This window comes from Nitrosomonas limosa, from assembly GCF_054188085.1.
Map to the genome: position 1 here is coordinate 2,496,113 of NZ_CM135180.1, position 17,993 is coordinate 2,514,105.

Here is a 17,993-nt window from a genome sequence, read left to right on the forward strand (position 1 = left end):
TTGGCTAAAAATCTTGACAGTGGCTATCTGACTGAGTAGTCTAGTCGGCGGACCCTGGGAAGGGTATGGAGTAAGGAAGGAAGAAGTAGGGACAGGTTAAGAACAATAAGAAGATTGGAAGAATAGGAGAAGAAAATGGAAAACCAAAGGAGAGAGAGATGAATGCCAAGAGATGGCTGAAGAGCGGGGCGCTGATGTTAGGGCTTTTGCTAGGAGGGGGATTACAAGCGGGCAACATACCGACGGTACCGAACGAGCTTTACGAAGCGCTGAAGCTGGATCGTGAGAAGGTATCGCCGAAGGAATTATATGAAGCGGTAGTGAAGCGTTACAAGGATCCTGAGCAAGGGGCTGGGCGCGGGACACTGGCGCAATACTGGGAACCGATACCGTATGGAATCTATTTGGACCCAGCGACATTTTACAAATCGCCGACCACGAACAAAGAGATAGCGAGCCGCAAGGAATGCGTAGAATGTCACACGGACGAATCGCCGGTATGGGTACAAGCATGGAAGCGCAGCACCCATGCGAATTTGGACAAGGTACGTAATTTAAAACCGAGCGACCCGACATTTTACAAGAAAGCGAAGTTAGAAGAAGTAGAAAAGAACTTGCGCTCGATGGGCAAACTGGCGGAAGGCGAGAACCTGAAAGAAGTAGGGTGTATTGACTGCCACGTAGAACCGAACGCGAAGAAAAAAGCGGATCACACCAAAGACATCATCATGCCGACAGCCGACGTATGCGGAACCTGTCACTTGGCGGAATTTGTCGAACGTGAATCGGAAAGAGACACGATGATATGGCCGCACGGACAATGGCCGGATGGACGTCCATCGCACGCGCTGGACTACAAAGCCAACGTAGAAACCACGGTATGGGCGGCGATGCCACAACGTGAAGTAGCGGAAGGCTGCTCGATGTGCCACACCAACCAAAACAAATGCGACTCCTGCCATACCCGTCACGAATTCTCGGCAGCGGAATCCCGCAAACCGGAAGCCTGTGCTACCTGCCACAGCGGTGTAGACCACAACAACTGGGAAGCGTACTCAATGTCCAAGCACGGCAAGATGGTATCGATGCTGGGCGACAAATGGAACTGGGAAGCGCCGCTGAAAGACGCCTACGCAGTAGGTGGACAAAACGCACCGACCTGTGCGGGCTGTCACATGGAATACGAAGGCGAATACAGCCATAACATGGTGAGAAAGATCCGCTGGGCGAACTACCCGTTTGTACCCGGTATTGCGGAAAACATCAGAAGCGAATGGTCGGAAGCGCGTTTGGACTCATGGGTAGTTACCTGTACCCAATGCCACTCCGAGCGTTTTGCACGTTCTTACCTGGAACTGATGGACAAAGGCACCCTGGAAGGACTGGCGAAATATCAAGAAGCCAACGCAATCGTACATCAACTGTATAAAGAAGGCCTGTTGACAGGACAAAAAACCAACCGTCCTGCACCACCAGCACCGGAAAAAGAAGGCTATGCCTACTTTGCGCAACTGTTCTGGTCGAAAGGCAACAGCCCGGCAGCGATCGAGCTGAAAGTACTGGAAATGCACGAAAACGACCTGGCTAAAATGCACGTAGGCTTAGCACACGTTAACCCGGGCGGCTGGACTTACACCGAAGGCTGGGGTCCGATCAACCGTGCCTACGTTGAAATTCAAGACGAAAACACCCGCATCCGTGAAATGGTTGCACTGCAAGAACGTGTTAAAAATCTTGAAACCAAGAAAACCAGCTTACTCGACTTGGACGGCACAGCAGAGAAAATCTCTCTGGGCGGTTTAGGTGGTGGCATGCTACTAGCCGGAACACTGGCATTAGCAGGCTGGCGCAGACGTAAGCAAAGCGAAGCTTGATAGGCGCTGATACGACAGATCGCACTACCCCGGTAGTGCGATCGGGAGACAAGCTGCTCCCGTCATTAGGGATACTCCTGGTGACGGGAGGTTTGCTTTTACTGGGCTGGTTTGCGTATCTTTGGTTTAAACCGATTCCGGCCCCCTATCAATACCAACTGGTTGAAGAAAGCGACGCGCAGACACAGAAATTCAGCAAAATGGGACTGGATGACTGGTCCGGGCTGAAGCTCAGCGAATACAAAGTCAAAGCGGAAGGCGTAGACAAACCGATCGCGGAATTTATCGTAGCCAAACAAAGCGATGGACCGCCAGTATTGATTTACTGGAAGAACAGCACCAACGAAGTACTCTATAACTTTGACCGCAAGCCATCGGAACTAACGATACTGGCGACCGCGATCAACAAATATGCACCGAAAGACGCACTGATACTCTCCTGGTGGGACACCTCGCGGCAAATCAAACTGCTCACCGGACGCGACACTTTCTTTACCAACCACCTGAACGAACCGCTGATGATACCGGTTCCATGGCTGGAACAAAGTGAAGCGATACGCGCGTATGAAAAGCAATTCTGGGAAAGCAAACCCGACGCCAAAGAACTGGAAAGTTTCAAACGATTCAGCCATGCCCTGGCGTCACCTGCGGAAGAAGGCATCAAACAACTGCGGCAACTGATAGGATCGGACCGGGAAACCTACCTGATAGTGCACGTAACCGACCTCTACAAACTGGGACTCATGTACCCGGACGAAATAGGGGTAGCCTATCAAAACTTCCCGATGACAGGCAACATGCACGGCCTGATCAATCAAATGAAAGTGCAAGTAAAGGAAAACAACTTTGACACCTACACCCTGCAATCGGTGTCGGACAATGAAATCAGAGTATTCTTCCTGAGCGACGAAAAGAGCAGCCAAACGCTACTGGCCAGAATGCTGCCGTTTGTAGACAAGCAGGCACCGACAGAACTGGAGCTGGCGCAACTGATCTATCAACAAGGCGGCTACTGGGTATACAAGCTGCCGTAGAAAGAATAAAGAACTCGAAGAAGCCGGAAGAACTCAAAGAAAGTACAACACAGGCACAACAAAAAGGCGCAAAGCAGCCACATAGTCATTTACACAAACGGACGATAGCGTACAATACGAAGCCATCGGAATTGGATTAAAAAAGCATAAAGGAGGAAGGATGAAACACCCGATCGTATACATACTGTCAATAATGGCAGCGGTATTTTTTTCCAGCGCAGCACATGCTGATTTTGAAGGACGCACCAAATGCAGCTCCTGCCACAAATCGCAAGCGAAATCATGGAAAGACACGGCACACGCCAAGGCGATGGAATCATTAAAGCCTGGCACTCGCAAAGAAGCCAAGATCAAAGCGAAATTGGATCCGGACAAAGACTACACCCAAGATAAAGACTGCGTAGGCTGTCACGTTGACGGTTGGGGCAAGAAAGGCGGCTACACCATTGAAGCGGCGAAAAAGCCACTCGCGGCAGTTGGCTGTGAATCCTGTCATGGTGGCGGCAAGAACTACCGTGGGGATCATCGCAAAGCAGGCCAGGCATTTGAAAGCAAAGGTACCACCACACAGCGTAAAGTGGTTGCAGACAAAGGACAAGACTTTCATTTTGAAGAAGCCTGCGCAGCCTGTCACTTAAACTACGAAGGTTCACCGTGGAAAGGCGCGAAAGCCCCGTATACACCGTTCACACCGGAAGTAGACGCGAAATACAAATTTGACTTTGACAAGATGGTCAAAGACGTCAAAGCGATGCACGAACACTACAAGCTGGATGGCACCTTCGTAGGCGAACCGAAATTCAAGTATCACGATGAATTCCAAGCGAGCGCCAAGGAAAAGACAGCAGACAAAAAAGGTAAAGGGAAAGAGTAATGACAGGGATACAAAAAGGAGCGATAGGGACGCTACTGACAGGCGGGTTACTCGGGATATTGCTGGTAGCGGTGGTATTTGGTGGAGAAGCAGCGCTCTCGACTGAAGAATTCTGTACCAGCTGTCACTCGATGACCTACACACAGACGGAACTGAAGCAATCGACGCACTATGGCGCGTTGGGCGTGAATCCTGGCTGTAAAGACTGTCATATACCGCAAGGTTTCAAGAACTTCCACTTAGCGTTATACACCCATGCGGTGGATGGAGCGCGTGAATTGTACTTGGAACTGATCAACGACTACTCGACGCTGGAGAAGTTTAACGAACGGCGGTTGATCATGGCGCATGATGCGCGGATGAATCTGAAGAAATGGGACAGCGTGACATGCAGGGATTGTCATAAAGACCCAAATCCACCGGGAGCGGATGCACAGGAAGCGCATAAGAAGCTGAAGACGGAAGGCGCGACGTGCATAGACTGTCATCAGAATTTGGTACATGAAGAAGTAGCGAAGACGGACTTGAATGCGAGTTTAGCTGCGGGCAAGATGGTACTGATGAAAGATGAAGACAGTGATGAAGGTGGAGACGAGGAAGACGAAGAAGATGAAGACGAGGGAGAGGCTGGAGCGAGTGCAAGCGAGGCTGAATCCCAAGGTGATGAAGAAGATGAGGAAGATGAGGAGTAAGTGGTCGACTATCGTCTAAGTTTTGATTCAATCGTCATTCAGCGTAACAAAGAATCTGAGTGAGAACAGTTCTTCTATCAAAGAACCCGTACAAATTTAGTTTGTACGGGTTCTTTTCGTTTTGAAATCGAAGTAAATCTATGTAAATAAGAACATAAAACTAAAAAAGGTAAAACATTCGTAAAATATGAGTAGTAATAAAATTGAATCTTTTGAGCAGCTTGATCTGGCGACTAATTTGTTGCGCGCTGTTTCCGAAGAAGGTTATACAACACCGACGGCAATTCAGACACAAGCAATTCCGGTGATACTAGCAGGTAAAGATGTAATGGGTGCAGCACAGACGGGAACGGGTAAAACCGCAAGTTTTACTTTACCGATGCTGCAAAGATTGGAGATTCATGCGAATAGCAGCACTTCGCCAGCACGACACCCGGTTCGAGTATTGATTCTGGTACCAACCAGGGAACTTGCGATACAAGTCTACGAAAGCGTTAAGACGTACGGAAAATATTCCTTGCTCAAATCCGCTGTGATTTACGGTGGTGTCAATATTGACGCGCAAATAGAAGAGCTCCGATCAGGTGTAGAGATCTTGGTGGCGACACCGGGAAGGTTAATGGATCATCTCCAGCAAAAAAACCTAGTACTTTCAAAAGTAGAGATATTTGTATTAGACGAGGCAGACCGGATGTTGGATATGGGGTTCTTGCCAGATATCAAGCAAATAATTGAATTATTACCGGAGAAGCGCCAGAACTTGATGTTTTCTGCAACATTTTCTGAAGAAATTAAGAAACTCGCGAGTAAAATTTTAATTGATCCTGTAACGATAGAAGTCGCGAAACAGAATTCAGTGAGCGATTTGATTTCTCACGTCCTATATCACATTGATAGCAAGAGAAAACAGGAATTCCTGGTAGAGTTAATCTCACAACAAGCATTGCAACAAGTATTGGTATTTACAAGAACCAAACACAGCGCCGATCGGCTGGCACAACAGTTATGCCGTCGAGACATAACATGTGCTGCGATTCACGGAGATAGAAATCAGTTGCAACGAACCAAAGCACTGGAAGAATTTAAACAAGGCGTGGTTCGCGTACTCGTAGCGACGGACGTCGCGGCCAGGGGATTAGACATTGAAGAGCTGACGCACGTGATTAATTTTGAATTGCCAGGTAATCCGGAAGATTATGTCCATCGGATCGGACGCACTGGTCGGGCCGGAAGAAAAGGAACCGCCATTTCATTAGTTAGCAGGGAAGAAAGTAAGCTGGTTGTGAGCATTGAGAAACTTATCGGATTTAAGCTGAAAGTCGAACAAGTGAATAGAAGAGATGAATCAGACTTAATACAATCGCTGGATTCTAATGATAAAACCGCAGTAACTGGCCAGAAGAACAAATCCGGTGCACGCCGCAATAAAAACGATTTAACTTCAGTGAAAAGCATTGAAAACGTGGTGCGACTCAATAAAGGGCAAACCACAAGGAATACCAATCGAAAGAACAAAACCAACAAAATTATCGATCCGTTATTCACAGAACCTTATGTTTCAAGTTATCCGGATATCGACTCAGTATTAGCTGGCGGTGATGGAAAGGTACAAAAAGCAGCGCATCGGCAACATCCAAGAAAACCAATACCGGCTCTGTTCATTTCTCCTGCAATTAGAAATAAAGTGGATTAATCCAACAGTGTTCAGTTTTCTCCCAAGATAACCCGGAGTGCGATTCTGCTTTTCTCAGAATAGGATCGCATAAAAAGAATTTGAGGAGAAAGATCTGTGTGTTTCGATGTGGAATAACAGAGTTAGCGTATATAATGCCAAGTTTTACAGCCAGTAATTTTTCTCTGCGGTTCATGCTATTACCATGCGTCCAATTCTAAAATCCAGCAAACTTACCAATGTATGTTATGACATCCGTGGTCCGGTAATGGAACGCGCCAAGCAAATGGAAGAAGAAGGTCATCACATTATCAAGCTCAACATCGGCAATCCGGCGACTTTTGGCTTTGATGTACCGGAAGAAATTTTGCAGGATGTCATTCGCAATTTGTCCGATGCATCAGGCTATTGCGATTCCAAAGGTTTGTTTGCCGCACGCAAAGCGATCATGCATTACACGCAGGAAAAGCAAATCAAAAATGTGCAGCTCGACGATATTTTTATCGGCAACGGCGTATCCGAGCTGGTGGTGTTAACGATGCAAGCATTGCTCGATAACGGTGATGAAGTGTTGATCCCGATGCCGGATTATCCGTTATGGACGGCGGCGGTGGTACTTTCGGGGGGCGTCGCGCGGCATTATGAATGCAACGAAGCAAATGGTTGGCTGCCGGATCTGGATGACATTCGCGCCAAAATCAATTCGAGAACGCGCGCCATCGTTATCATCAATCCGAACAATCCAACCGGTGCGCTGTATCCGAAAGAACTGTTGCTCGACATCATCGAGATCGCTCGCCAGCATCAGTTAATCATCTATGCCGATGAAATTTACGACAAGATTCTCTACGAAGACGCGGCGCATACGTCGATTGCTTCATTGGCTGACGATGTATTGTTCATCACGTTTAACGGGTTGTCGAAAAATTACCGTGCTGCAGGTTTCCGTTCCGGCTGGGCGGTGGTATCCGGAGAAAAAACGCACGCGCGCGATTACATTGCCGGGTTGAATATGCTCGCTTCGATGCGGCTCTGTGCCAATGTGCCGTCGCAATTCGGTATTCAAACCGCGCTCGGCGGGTATCAAAGCATTTACGATTTGACCATGCCGACCGGCCGGTTGATGAAACAACGCGATGTAGCGTGGCAACTGTTGACCGAAATTCCGGGTGTGACGTGCGTCAAGCCGAAGTCGGCGTTGTATCTGTTTCCAAGGTTAGATCCGGAAATTTATCCGGTGTCAGACGATCAACAATTGGTACTCGATTTGCTGCTGGAAGAAAAAGTGTTGCTAGTGCAAGGCACCGGTTTCAACTGGAAACATCCGGATCATTTCCGCGTCGTATTTCTGCCCAACACCGACGATTTGACCGAAGCAATCGGACGCATCGCGCATTTCCTGCAACGTTACCGCAAACGTCACGGTACCAATTAGCCGGCTTTCATCCAGCTTTCTCCACTTTCACAGGTTCGCGAGGTAAGTTTTGGTGCTAACCGGGCACTAATTCTATTTCTCGCTTATAATTCGGTACCGCATCATTTTCAGTTTTTTTACGATACAACATTATGAATCCGATACAAATAGGTTTATTGGGCGTTGGAACCGTCGGTGGCGGAACCTACACCGTTTTAAAACGCAATCAAGAAGAAATCGCGCGTCGCGCAGGCCGGGGAATTGTCGTCAAAATGATTGCCGATACTAACTTGGAAAGGGCGCGCAGCCTGGCCGATACCGGCGTCATCGTCACTGGCGATGGTCACGAAGTGACCCGGAATCCGGAAATCGACATCGTCGTCGAATTAATCGGCGGTCAGACCATTGCCAAGGAACTGATTCTGGAAGCGATCGCTAACGGCAAGCACGTGGTGACCGCGAACAAGGCATTACTGGCCAATCACGGCACCGAGATTTTCGCGGCTGCGCGCGCCAAAGGCGTCATTGTTGCTTTTGAAGCGGCGGTAGCTGGCGGTATTCCGATCATCAAAGCGTTGCGTGAAGGATTGACCGCCAACCGTATTACCTGGGTTGCGGGCATCATCAACGGCACGTCAAACTTCATCCTGTCGGAAATGCGCGATAAAGGCTTGCCGTTCGATCAAGTGCTGGCGCAAGCGCAGAAACTCGGTTATGCCGAAGCCGATCCGACCTACGATATCGAAGGCATCGACGCCGCGCACAAAATTACGTTGATGTCGGCGATTGCGTTCGGTATTCCGGTGCAATTCAGTAAGGTTTACATTGAAGGCATTACCAAGCTGACCGGCGAAGACATCCGCTACGCCGAAGAACTCGGTTATCGCATTAAACTGCTCGGCATTACCAGGCGTGTCGAGAAAGGCATCGAATTGCGTGTGCATCCGACATTGATACCGATGAAGCGTTTGATCGCCAATGTCGAAGGCGTGATGAATGCGATTGTGGTCAAAGGCGATGCAGTTGGCGCGACATTGTATTACGGCGCTGGTGCGGGTTCGGAACCGACCGCGAGTTCTGTGATTGCCGATCTGGTCGATATCACGCGCCTGCACACCGCCGATCCGAAACACCGCGTGCCGCCGTTGTCGTTCCAGCCGGATTTGCTGTCCGACACACCAGTCATTCCGATGGACGAAGTCGAAACCGCTTACTATCTGCGTATCCAAGTTGTTGATAAGCCCGGCGTGATGGCGGAAATCACCCGCATCGTCGCGGAACAGAATATTTCGATCAGTGCATTGCTGCAAAAAGAAGCGAGCGACGAATCCGAACAAGTCAGCGTCATTATGCTGACGCATTTGACGATTGAGAAAAACATCAATGCAGCCATCAGCCGCATCGAAGCGCTGCCGGTTGTTACCGGCAAAGTATTCCGCTTGCGTATCGAAGAACTGAATAATTAATGTGGGAACCGGCGACAACGCGGCAAACTGCATCGATGGTATTTGCCGTATCCCCGGCCTCTCGCTGCTGCATAATCTGAAGAGACAAACCATGCGTTATATTTCAACCCGCGGCGGTATGCCACCCAAGCCTTTTTCTGAAATTCTGTTGAGCGGACTGGCGCCGGACGGCGGTCTGGCGATTCCGGAAACGTATCCTCAAATTACCGCAGCGGAACTCGCTGCCTGGCGGGGATTGAGCTATCCGGCACTGGCTTTTGAGATCCTGTCGCGCTTTATCGACGACATTCCGGCGGATGATTTGCGTAGCATTATCAACCAGACTTACACCGCTGAGGTATTCGGCACGCCGGATATTACACCATTGAAAACGCTGGAGCCGGGACTGCATATCCTGGGATTGTCGAATGGCCCGACACTGGCGTTCAAGGACATCGCGATGCAATTGCTCGGCAACCTGTTTCAGTATCAACTGGACAAAACCGGCGACGAATTGAACATCCTCGGAGCGACCTCGGGCGATACCGGCTCCAGCGCCGAATACGCGATGCGCGGTAAACGCGGCATCCGCGTGTTCATGCTGTCGCCGCTCGGCAAGATGAGCCGTTTCCAGACCGCGCAAATGTTTTCACTGCAAGACAAAAACATATTCAACATCGCCATTCGCGGCGTGTTCGACGACTGCCAGGACATCGTCAAAGCGGTCAGCAACGATCATGCTTACAAAGAAGCGCACCGCATCGGCACCGTCAACTCGATCAACTGGGCGCGCATCGTCGCGCAAGTGGTGTATTACTTCAAAGGCTATTTCGCCGCGACCAAAAGCAACGACGAACAGGTGTCGTTTGCAGTGCCATCCGGCAATTTCGGCAATATCTGCGCCGGGCATGTCGCTCGCATGATGGGATTGCCGATCAAGCGCTTGATCCTCGCAACCAACGAAAACGACGTGCTCGACGAATTTTTCCGCACCGGCGTGTACCGTCCGCGTACCACCACCGAAACCCAGCACACCAGCAGCCCGTCAATGGATATTTCCAAAGCATCCAATTTCGAGCGCTTCATCTTCGACCTGACCGGACGCAACGCGCAACAAGTCAAGGAACTCTGGTCGGCGGTCGACAAAGGCCAGCCTTTCGATCTATCGCAAACGGCGCTGTTCGCGAGAATCAAAGATTACGGCTTCATCTCCGGCAGCAGCAACCACGCAGCGCGCATCAGTACCATCCGCGACATCTACCAACGCTATCAGATACTGGTCGACACGCACACCGCCGACGGCCTCAAAGTCGGCCAAGCGCACCGCGAAACCGGCGTGCCGCTGATTTGCCTGGAAACCGCATTGCCGGTGAAATTCGCCGAGAGCATCCAGGAAGCCATCGGCCGCGAACCGGAACGCCCGGCAGGTTTCGAGAATCTGGAGAGCTTGCCGCAACGGTTTGTGGTGAAGGATGCGGATATGGCGGCGGTGAAGGCGTATATTGATGAGCACTGCGAGACGTAAATCTATGGATTTCTGGTTGAATGTTTATTCATTGTGATTGAATACTCTGGTCAATGACAAAGCGCGCAATACTTCCGATCGAAGCATTATCTGCTGACACTCAAAAATTCTATGATGTTCTAAATAATGAACCGGATTTTTCAGTAGTTGTTGTATCTTGTGCTTATCTTGATGCTTGTCTTGGTGCGATATTAGAAAAACATCTGATTCAAAGCGGCGTGTCAGCAAAGCTGCTGGATGTACGTAGTGGGGCGCTTGGCTCATTTTCTGCCCGCTCTGATATCTGCTATGCATTAGGGTTGATATCTAAGCGTATCTATCAGGATCTTCTGGTGTTGGCGGGATTAAGAAACCAATTTGCACATCATCACATTATGCTGGACTTTGATGTGGCAGATATTTCCCAAATATGTGCCTCTCTCAAGTATGCCGAAACCCTAGAACGCTGGGATATGGATAATGGCGAATTGATGTTTAAACCAGGACAACTCGACGATGCTCGTACTCGCTTTGTTATGAATGCCGTACTTATTAGCCAACATCTTTTATCGATAGCACTTGGAGTAAAACGTATCGAAAAAGTAGGTAGTAATTAACCCGAACAAACTTGCATAATCCGTGGACAATGACATAATTTTTTCAAGCAATTCTTCATGATCGTCTACCACTTCATGTCTTCCGAATTCGCACTCAAAGCCTTGCGTGACCGCCGTTTGAAAATTTCGCGCATCAATGAACTGAATGATCCGTTTGAATTTTGTGCTGCCGATTTTTCCGATAGCGATACTCAAACCAAATTGGAAACATTCAAAAATCAGGCGAACGAGCACTATGGTGTGATTTGTTTTTCAGAACAATATCAGGATCCGGTGTTGTGGAGTCATTATGCAGATGGGCATCGCGGTGTTGTGTTGGTGTTTGAAATTCCCGACGATAAAGCTATTGCCATCAATTATCAGCCTGAACGCTTCAAGTTGGATGTTGATGCCGCACGTAAACGCTGTAGTTTTGAAGAATCTGACTTGAATCAATTAATCTCGACAAAATTCTCAAGCTGGGGTTATGAAAGAGAAATTCGAATGATGTGCCACCTGCACGATCATTTCTGCCAAATCGACTCCAAAGGCAAAAAAGTCTATTTTGAATCGTTGAGTCTGGAATCGTTTGGCGTGGATGCGTTGAAGCTGATTGGATTGATCCGCGGCGTCCGCTGCGATTTGAATGCTGGGGATATTGCGACTGAACTACTGGCGGTCGATACGTTGCCGGTACAGGATACCCGATTGGATGTATCGTCTTTTCAAATCGTTGCCGGTGAAACTTATCCGGTCAATGGCGTGCGATCGTTCTCCGCTTGCTGCTTCAGGGTCTGATCGCTTCATCAAATGTTCATGAATATTTCATCAACTGTTCAAATGCGCTTAACAATACCGCTCTAAACTTCCGTGTCATCAATATCCTATAAGGGCATTCATGATGACAGATAAAGCGCCGATCAAAGTTAGAAGTGTGTGGATTTCCGATGTGCACCTCGGTTTCCACGGTTGCCAGGCGGAAGCATTGTTGCATTTCTTGCATTCGGTGGAAACCGATTATCTTTTTCTGGTTGGCGATATCGTCGATTTCTGGAGCATCAAAAAAACGCCTTACTGGCCGCAGCAGCATACCAATGTGATCCGCTCCATTCTGGGGAAAGCCAAGCACGGCACCAAAGTGATTTATGTGCCGGGAAATCATGATGAAGCGTTACGTGATTGCGTCGGCCATGTTTTCGGTAATGTCGAGATCCATCAGGATTACGTGCATACCACCACGGACGGCAGAAAACTGCTGGTGATGCACGGCGACGAATTCGATATGATCGTCAAACATAGCCGATGGCTGGCAAAGCTCGGCAATGTCGCGTATGACACGTTGCTGGATCTGAGCCATTATTTGAACGGTTTGCGCAAATTCTTCGGCTATTCCTATTGGTCGCTATCGGCGTACCTGAAGTTGAAAGTAAAAAATGCGGTCAGTTACATCAGCAGTTTTGAAGACGCGCTGGCGCATCTTGCCAAGGAACGGGGTGTCGATGGCGTGGTGTGCGGCCACATTCATCATGCCGAATTGCGGGAAATCAACTCGGTTCTATACTGTAACGATGGTGATTGGGTGGAAAGCTGCTCGACGCTGCTGGAACATTCGGATGGTTCGCTTGAACTCGTATTCTGGAACGAACGCTTTGAACAATACCAGAATTTAGTGCAGGAACAGTTGCTTGCCAGCAGAGAAGCCGCCTAGATTCTTGCTGAGTCTGGACGGCGGCGGCAGCCATCTGCTGATACAGCTGAGCGTGTTGGCGTGTTTGGAACAAGACAGCGGCGTATCGACTTATGAGCGGTTCGATATGATTGCGGGCTCTTCCTCCGGCGGGTTGATCGCTTGTTTGATTTTAGGTCAAAAAACCAGCGCCGAAGCACTCGTTCACAAAATTGTCAAAGATCGGCTGCTGCAGGAAATGATGATTGAGCATGGCATGAGCCGTTTTCTCAGCAGATTGCAGCTACGTCCAAAGTTTCAAAGTGAGCCTAAAAGAAAAGTGCTGCAAACGGAACTGCAAGATTGCAGGCTTTCCTCGCTAGAGAAACCGCTTTTTATCCCTTGTTTCAATCTGAGCCGCGATTCCCTGGAGGTTTTTACCAATTTCGTGCAACCGGATTTTTTGTTGCATGAGATTGCGGATGCTTGTACCGCAGCGCCTTCGTTTTATGCACCGGTCCGGTTACAAGACGGCGATTGGCGCATCGATGGCGGAGTCGGGATGAATAATCCCGGGTTGAGCGCTTATTTGCATGCGCAGAAAAACTGGCCGGACGCCGGCGTCAGAATGCTTTCGATCGGATCCGGCTGGCGCAGATTTGCGTTGGATGGCCTAAAAGCCTGCCGCTATGGCGGGCTGCAATGGTCCGCATCGGGTATCGCCTCGTTGATTCTTCGCGAGAAGATGATTTCCAATGCCAATAATACGATGCAAGTGCTTGGCGATCAGATGCTGTATATCAATGGCTACTTGCAGGATTACAACATGCCGGATCACATGGATTCGGCCAAGGATCCGGCAATTCAGCGGAAAGCGCTGGATATCGGTGTGTCATGGTTTCACCGGCACCGGGCGCAAATCCAGCAGTGGTTGAACAACGCGTACTAAATGGCTGGGTCGTGTGATTGCAACCCAATTGTCATGCGGTTGCCAACAATCGGTCATTGGATTGTCATGCAGGGCCGCTAGAATTTCTCGTCTTCATAATTTCTAGAATAATTAACTCTGATCTGAAATGACATAATGAAAATTTTTTACGGTATTCAAGGAACAGGTAATGGCCATATTACGCGCGGACGGATTATGGCGAAGGAATTCCGGGCGGCTGATCTGGAGGTGACGTATCAATTTACCGGGAGACCGCAAGATAAGTTCTTCGATATGGAAGTTTTTAATGGCCATCAGTGGCGTGAAGGACTAACCTTCAGTACCAATAACGGCAAGATCAATCATCTGAGGACTGTACTTCAGTCAAAGCCGCTGCGGTTTCTGAAGGATATCCGCGCACTGGATTTGAGCCGCTACGATCTGGTGATTTGCGACTTCGAGCCGGTTACTTCTTGGTCGGCGAGACGGCAAGGTAAGAAAACCGTTGGTTTCAGCCACCAATACGCGTTTCAATACGCCATACCGCGCGCCGGTAGCGATCCGATGTCCGAGTTGGTATTAAAAAAATTCGCGCCGGTCGATTTAGGTATCGGTCTGCATTGGCATCATTTCGATCAACCGCTGCTGCCGCCCGTGATAGAAACGCCTTTTAATGCGGAGCAACTGCGCAAAAACAAGATTGTCGTTTATTTACCGTTCGAAAATCAGCCACATATCATCAAGCTTTTCTCGCGCTTTAAAGATTTCGAGTTTCATATTTATTCGCCGGAGGTGATCCCGTCGCCTTTTGCACATATTTTCTGCAAGCCCTTATCACTCACCGGATTTCAAAAAGATCTGGCGGATTGCGCCGGTATTATTTGTAATGCAGGATTTGAATTGGCGAGCGAATCGTTGCAGTTAGGCAAGAAAATTCTGGTAAAACCCGTACATGCGCAAATGGAACAGGCATCCAATGCGGCTGCCTTGAAGGCGTTGGGCTATGGGCATACGATGCAGACAGTCGATGCGGCGATTATTGAGGAATGGCTCTATATCAACAAAGCGCTCCGCGTGACTTTTCCCAATACCGCCAAGCATTTGGTGGAGTGGATTAAAGCCGGGATGCCGCCGATCGATCAGTCCTGGTGTCATCAGATTTGGTCGGAAGTCAAAATAATTCCAGTGGATCTTGCTTAGATACTTTTGTGCTATGTCGCTTTCTTTGATAAATGAGAATTTATTATTTCAATCGAGTCCATTGGTCATCAAGATTCCAACGCCACAAAAAATCCTGATTATTTTCAATCCGATTTCCAGTGCCGGAAATACTGAAGCAACAGCGGCTGAGCTGGCGAAAGAACTGATTCGTCAGGATAAAGTTGTGGAGATTTTGCCATCCGAGAAAAAAACCAAGGGATATTCGCGTATTGTTGACAAGATCTCGGAAAATGATCTGATTGTGGTTGTCGGCGGTGATGGTACGGTTAGAAAATTGCTGAATCTGATCGATAAAACCGATATGCCGATTTATGCTATTCCCGGCGGCAATGAGTCATTGTTTGCCCGCTCTTATGACATGAGCGCCAATGCCGGTGATCTTTTGCAGGCGATTGCTGCTGGCTCCTGTATACAGCAATATTATGGCTTGATCAGCGGCCAAGGAATTAAAGGCAGCAAGCCTTTCTTTCATATGGCTTCGATGGGTCTGGATTCGTTAACCGTCAAAAACATTGGCAAACGCAAAGGCCCATTAAACGATTCGATTTATCTTTGGCACGGCTTGAAAGCGTTGTGTTCGCTGCATCATCCGAAGGTCTCCGTGCAAGTGGACGGGCAAACCGTTATCGATCATCAATCCGGTTATCTCATCGTAGCCAATAGCTCGGCATACGCCAGAAATTTACAACTGGTGCCGAGTGCCAATCCTTCGAGAAATGAACTGGTAGCCGGTTTTTTACCGGGCGCGCGGCATCAGCATGAACTGATCAAGGCGCTGAAAATCTTACAACGCAAACCTGCCAATCTGCCGATGCAATACTATTCCGGCAAACATATCGCTTGCACTTTGCATGAACAATCCTATCCGTTACAGGTGGATGGCGATTATTTCCGGAATCGGGATATCGAGGCTGAAAGTACTATCGAGTTTGCCATCAGTTCCCGCCCGATCCGGGTGCTACTGCCTTCGCGCTTGGGGTGAATGCAGTCAACCGGTCTGAAGGTCGCTGAATACTGGCTTTTTCGTTACGGAAGGAAGCGACGTGTAGGGTGAGTAATCTTAATTTCTTGAGACTAAAACTGCGATTGTGAACAATCCGGTTTATTCACCCTACATTGACTGAGTTGTAGAAGCTGAAAATCACTGAGAAAGTGATTTCAATTTAAAACTTCTCAAAAGTTACTTTCCTTGGTTTATTTCGTTGCATTTATCTAAGAATGCTTGCCGTGCGGCTTCATTGTTTTTGAACTCGCTCAGCGCCTTCTCCATGCCGCGCCCAGCACAATTGACTGAATCGGCTTCGGGAAGACCGCCGCCACTACATCCAACTAAAGCGGCTCCAAGAACAATAACGCCAACAACATTTTTATTAAACTTCATTTATTTTTCCTCTATAGAAATTACTTTTTTTGATGAATCTATTGATTTATCAGTTTCTTGATGTTGGCCCAGCCACATGAACCTAACCGCATCATTTTACCTTAATCCCATTGTCTGTGTACTTTGTTTGTAACACCATTTGATGTGGATCAAACCTTGTTGTTCTTATGCGAAAGAACTGACATCAGTAGATTCTTCCCACGATGCGGATGCATGCCCCTACGATTTTGAAGATGATTGCCGTTAACCAAGCGAAACAAATAAACTTCATCGTAGGAGAGAAAATGCTGAAAATCGATATGCGCAAGATTTATAATTTCTATCCCATTGAACCCGCTCCAGATCCGGCGGAACTTCCAACCAGCGGTGATATCTATTATGAATGTTTGAATTGCACGGAAATCGTTAATTCAGTGCCATTTATCAAATCAGCTTGTAGCTGTGGAAATCTGACAGGGTGTGATGGCAAACTATTTGTGAGAAACCCGGAATCTGTTCGGGTTGTGCGCGGTAAATTGCGCTAAGTCGCTGTCAATTCCAATTTTTATTCTTGTATCTTAACTTGCATGTGCTCAAGTTTGTCCATCCGAATCATATCGGCATAGATTGCTTCTAAAATACAGCGAAGAACTGAAGGTTGAAAGTTGCGAATGCCATTATCGCACGAAGATCTGGGTTCTTCCTTATTATCAATTGTTTATAGTGCTACAATCCAATTCAATCTTAGAGAAACGCTGATTAATTGATTGCACGAACGAGTCGCTTTGTGCCGTAAACTTCGCACTTCATTACATCCGTCAAATTTTTCAGCATTTTCTTAGAAAATATCGCGATGCTTCGAGTAGGGAGTTATTCGATGCACTGCAGAAATTGCTGAATATCAAAAATTGTGGTTTGAACAAACTGCGGTTAATGCCATCAAAATTATTGATTAAACAAATGCGGTTCAGCAACCATTTGATTAATAATTCTGATTTTTTTGAGTTTGGTGAGTAGTTTTCCCACACAGACTGATAATTAAGTTCAATGAAAAAATATTCGCGCAGAAAATTACTGCAGTTAAGTCTGATGAGCAGCGTAGCCGGGTTTTTAGGGATGGGCAGTCGTTTTGCAAAGGCTTTAGCGTTAATGCCTACACCCAGTGAAACGGAAGGTCCATTTTATCCGGTGATAAATCAGAAAGATAAAGATGCCGATTTGACACGCATTGAGGGTTATCCAGATCGTGCGACCGGGCAATATATTGTGATCAGTGGCCGTGTTACGGATGTTTTTAGTCAGCCGATTGGAAATGCACTGCTTGATATTTGGCAGGCGGACGCCAACGGGCGCTACCGCCATCCTCGTGATCCCAACAAGTCCAAGCTCGATCAAAATTTTCAAGGTTGGGCGACGATTCGAACAGATGATGAGGGTTTGTATCGATTTAAAACCGTAATGCCCGGCGTTTACCCGGCTAGCAACACTTGGACAAGGCCGCCGCACATTCACTTGAAAGTTTTTAAACCTGGTTATGAAGCGTTAACGACCCAAATGTATTTTCCCGATCAGATACTAAATAAAAGTGACTTACTTTTGAGCCGGAAATCGGTTAAGGAACAATCCGCGATGATAGCCACGGAAAAAGCCCGGGAAGGAAATTTGATCTTTTACGAGTACAATATCGTTCTTGATTTACTCCGTAACTAAACT

The 17,993-nt window shown here is 48.0% G+C and carries 17 protein-coding genes; 16 read left to right on the top strand and 1 reads right to left on the bottom strand.

The features are described 5' to 3' along the window. The first annotated feature begins 158 nt into the window (after window positions 1-158). The 14 genes from ACV7NC_RS11560 (at window position 159) to ACV7NC_RS11625 (ending at window position 15,902) form a co-directional block, all read left to right on the top strand. Window positions 159-1,874, top strand: a complete 1,716-nt coding sequence (locus ACV7NC_RS11560) for a multiheme c-type cytochrome (RefSeq protein WP_458151916.1) — start codon at window positions 159-161, stop codon at window positions 1,872-1,874. Beyond that, window positions 1,871-2,908, top strand: a complete 1,038-nt coding sequence (gene haoB / locus ACV7NC_RS11565; protein WP_458151915.1) for a hydroxylamine oxidation protein HaoB — start codon at window positions 1,871-1,873, stop codon at window positions 2,906-2,908. The genes ACV7NC_RS11560 and haoB overlap by 4 nt, the downstream gene beginning before the upstream one ends. Window positions 2,909-3,068: 160 nt before the next feature. Continuing rightward, window positions 3,069-3,782 carry a cytochrome c-550 CycA gene (gene cycA / locus ACV7NC_RS11570; protein WP_458151914.1) on the top strand — a complete coding sequence of 238 codons (714 nt, stop codon included), beginning with the start codon at window positions 3,069-3,071 and terminating at the stop codon, window positions 3,780-3,782. Next, window positions 3,782-4,474: a NapC/NirT family cytochrome c gene (locus ACV7NC_RS11575; protein WP_458151913.1), complete on the top strand. Its 693-nt coding sequence runs from the start codon at window positions 3,782-3,784 to the stop codon at window positions 4,472-4,474. Before cycA ends, ACV7NC_RS11575 begins: the two co-directional genes overlap by 1 nt. A gap of 187 nt (window positions 4,475-4,661) precedes the next feature. After that, window positions 4,662-6,167 (top strand): DEAD/DEAH box helicase, encoded by a 1,506-nt coding sequence (locus ACV7NC_RS11580; RefSeq protein ID WP_458152729.1) that lies wholly within the window; start codon window positions 4,662-4,664, stop codon window positions 6,165-6,167. 184 nt (window positions 6,168-6,351) lie between these two features. Continuing rightward, on the top strand, window positions 6,352-7,581 hold the full coding sequence (locus tag ACV7NC_RS11585; protein ID WP_458152730.1) for a pyridoxal phosphate-dependent aminotransferase: 1,230 nt from the start codon (window positions 6,352-6,354) through the stop codon (window positions 7,579-7,581). A 131-nt stretch (window positions 7,582-7,712) separates the two neighbouring features. Next, on the top strand, window positions 7,713-9,026 hold the full coding sequence (locus ACV7NC_RS11590; protein ID WP_458152731.1) for a homoserine dehydrogenase: 1,314 nt from the start codon (window positions 7,713-7,715) through the stop codon (window positions 9,024-9,026). 91 nt (window positions 9,027-9,117) lie between these two features. Continuing rightward, window positions 9,118-10,530, top strand: coding sequence for a threonine synthase (gene thrC / locus ACV7NC_RS11595; RefSeq protein ID WP_458152732.1), 1,413 nt, complete (start codon window positions 9,118-9,120; stop codon window positions 10,528-10,530). 53 nt (window positions 10,531-10,583) lie between these two features. Continuing rightward, entirely contained in the window at window positions 10,584-11,126 is a 543-nt protein-coding gene (locus ACV7NC_RS11600) for an MltR family transcriptional regulator (RefSeq protein ID WP_458152733.1), read from the top strand. Between the two features lie 57 nt (window positions 11,127-11,183). Next, window positions 11,184-11,903, top strand: coding sequence for a DUF2971 domain-containing protein (locus ACV7NC_RS11605; RefSeq protein WP_458152734.1), 720 nt, complete (start codon window positions 11,184-11,186; stop codon window positions 11,901-11,903). 100 nt (window positions 11,904-12,003) lie between these two features. After that, a complete protein-coding gene (locus tag ACV7NC_RS11610; RefSeq protein ID WP_458152735.1) occupies window positions 12,004-12,813 on the top strand; it encodes a UDP-2,3-diacylglucosamine diphosphatase in 810 nt (269 codons plus the stop codon). Then, a complete protein-coding gene (locus ACV7NC_RS11615) occupies window positions 12,791-13,720 on the top strand; it encodes a patatin-like phospholipase family protein (RefSeq protein WP_458152736.1) in 930 nt (309 codons plus the stop codon). The genes ACV7NC_RS11610 and ACV7NC_RS11615 overlap by 23 nt, the downstream gene beginning before the upstream one ends. A 135-nt stretch (window positions 13,721-13,855) precedes the next feature. Further along, on the top strand, window positions 13,856-14,899 hold the full coding sequence (locus ACV7NC_RS11620; RefSeq protein ID WP_458152737.1) for an MJ1255/VC2487 family glycosyltransferase: 1,044 nt from the start codon (window positions 13,856-13,858) through the stop codon (window positions 14,897-14,899). A gap of 13 nt (window positions 14,900-14,912) precedes the next feature. Next, entirely contained in the window at window positions 14,913-15,902 is a 990-nt protein-coding gene (locus ACV7NC_RS11625) for a diacylglycerol/lipid kinase family protein (RefSeq protein ID WP_458152738.1), read from the top strand. 198 nt (window positions 15,903-16,100) lie between these two features. On the opposite strand, the gene trbK is transcribed toward ACV7NC_RS11625, so the two are convergent. After that, entirely contained in the window at window positions 16,101-16,301 is a 201-nt protein-coding gene (gene trbK, locus ACV7NC_RS11630) for an entry exclusion lipoprotein TrbK (RefSeq protein WP_458152739.1), read from the bottom strand. 284 nt (window positions 16,302-16,585) lie between these two features. Between trbK and ACV7NC_RS11635 the strand changes: the two genes are divergently transcribed. Then, a complete protein-coding gene (locus ACV7NC_RS11635; RefSeq protein ID WP_458152740.1) occupies window positions 16,586-16,825 on the top strand; it encodes a hypothetical protein in 240 nt (79 codons plus the stop codon). Window positions 16,826-17,327: 502 nt separating this feature from the next. After that, complete coding sequence (locus tag ACV7NC_RS11640; protein WP_458152741.1) at window positions 17,328-17,990, top strand: dioxygenase family protein; 663 nt, start codon at window positions 17,328-17,330, stop codon at window positions 17,988-17,990. The last annotated feature ends 3 nt before the right edge of the window (window positions 17,991-17,993 follow it).

Coding starts and splice junctions, on each gene's coding strand:
- ACV7NC_RS11605 (WP_458152734.1), top strand. CDS start 11,184: ATGATCGTCTACCACTTCATGTCTTCCGAATTCGCACTCAAAGCCTTG.
- ACV7NC_RS11585 (WP_458152730.1), top strand. CDS start 6,352: ATGCGTCCAATTCTAAAATCCAGCAAACTTACCAATGTATGTTATGAC.
- ACV7NC_RS11560 (WP_458151916.1), top strand. CDS start 159: ATGAATGCCAAGAGATGGCTGAAGAGCGGGGCGCTGATGTTAGGGCTT.
- thrC (WP_458152732.1), top strand. CDS start 9,118: ATGCGTTATATTTCAACCCGCGGCGGTATGCCACCCAAGCCTTTTTCT.
- ACV7NC_RS11620 (WP_458152737.1), top strand. CDS start 13,856: ATGAAAATTTTTTACGGTATTCAAGGAACAGGTAATGGCCATATTACG.
- ACV7NC_RS11610 (WP_458152735.1), top strand. CDS start 12,004: ATGATGACAGATAAAGCGCCGATCAAAGTTAGAAGTGTGTGGATTTCC.
- trbK (WP_458152739.1), bottom strand. CDS start 16,301: ATGAAGTTTAATAAAAATGTTGTTGGCGTTATTGTTCTTGGAGCCGCT.
- ACV7NC_RS11575 (WP_458151913.1), top strand. CDS start 3,782: ATGACAGGGATACAAAAAGGAGCGATAGGGACGCTACTGACAGGCGGG.
- cycA (WP_458151914.1), top strand. CDS start 3,069: ATGAAACACCCGATCGTATACATACTGTCAATAATGGCAGCGGTATTT.
- ACV7NC_RS11640 (WP_458152741.1), top strand. CDS start 17,328: ATGAAAAAATATTCGCGCAGAAAATTACTGCAGTTAAGTCTGATGAGC.
- ACV7NC_RS11580 (WP_458152729.1), top strand. CDS start 4,662: ATGAGTAGTAATAAAATTGAATCTTTTGAGCAGCTTGATCTGGCGACT.
- ACV7NC_RS11590 (WP_458152731.1), top strand. CDS start 7,713: ATGAATCCGATACAAATAGGTTTATTGGGCGTTGGAACCGTCGGTGGC.
- ACV7NC_RS11635 (WP_458152740.1), top strand. CDS start 16,586: ATGCTGAAAATCGATATGCGCAAGATTTATAATTTCTATCCCATTGAA.
- ACV7NC_RS11625 (WP_458152738.1), top strand. CDS start 14,913: ATGTCGCTTTCTTTGATAAATGAGAATTTATTATTTCAATCGAGTCCA.
- ACV7NC_RS11600 (WP_458152733.1), top strand. CDS start 10,584: ATGACAAAGCGCGCAATACTTCCGATCGAAGCATTATCTGCTGACACT.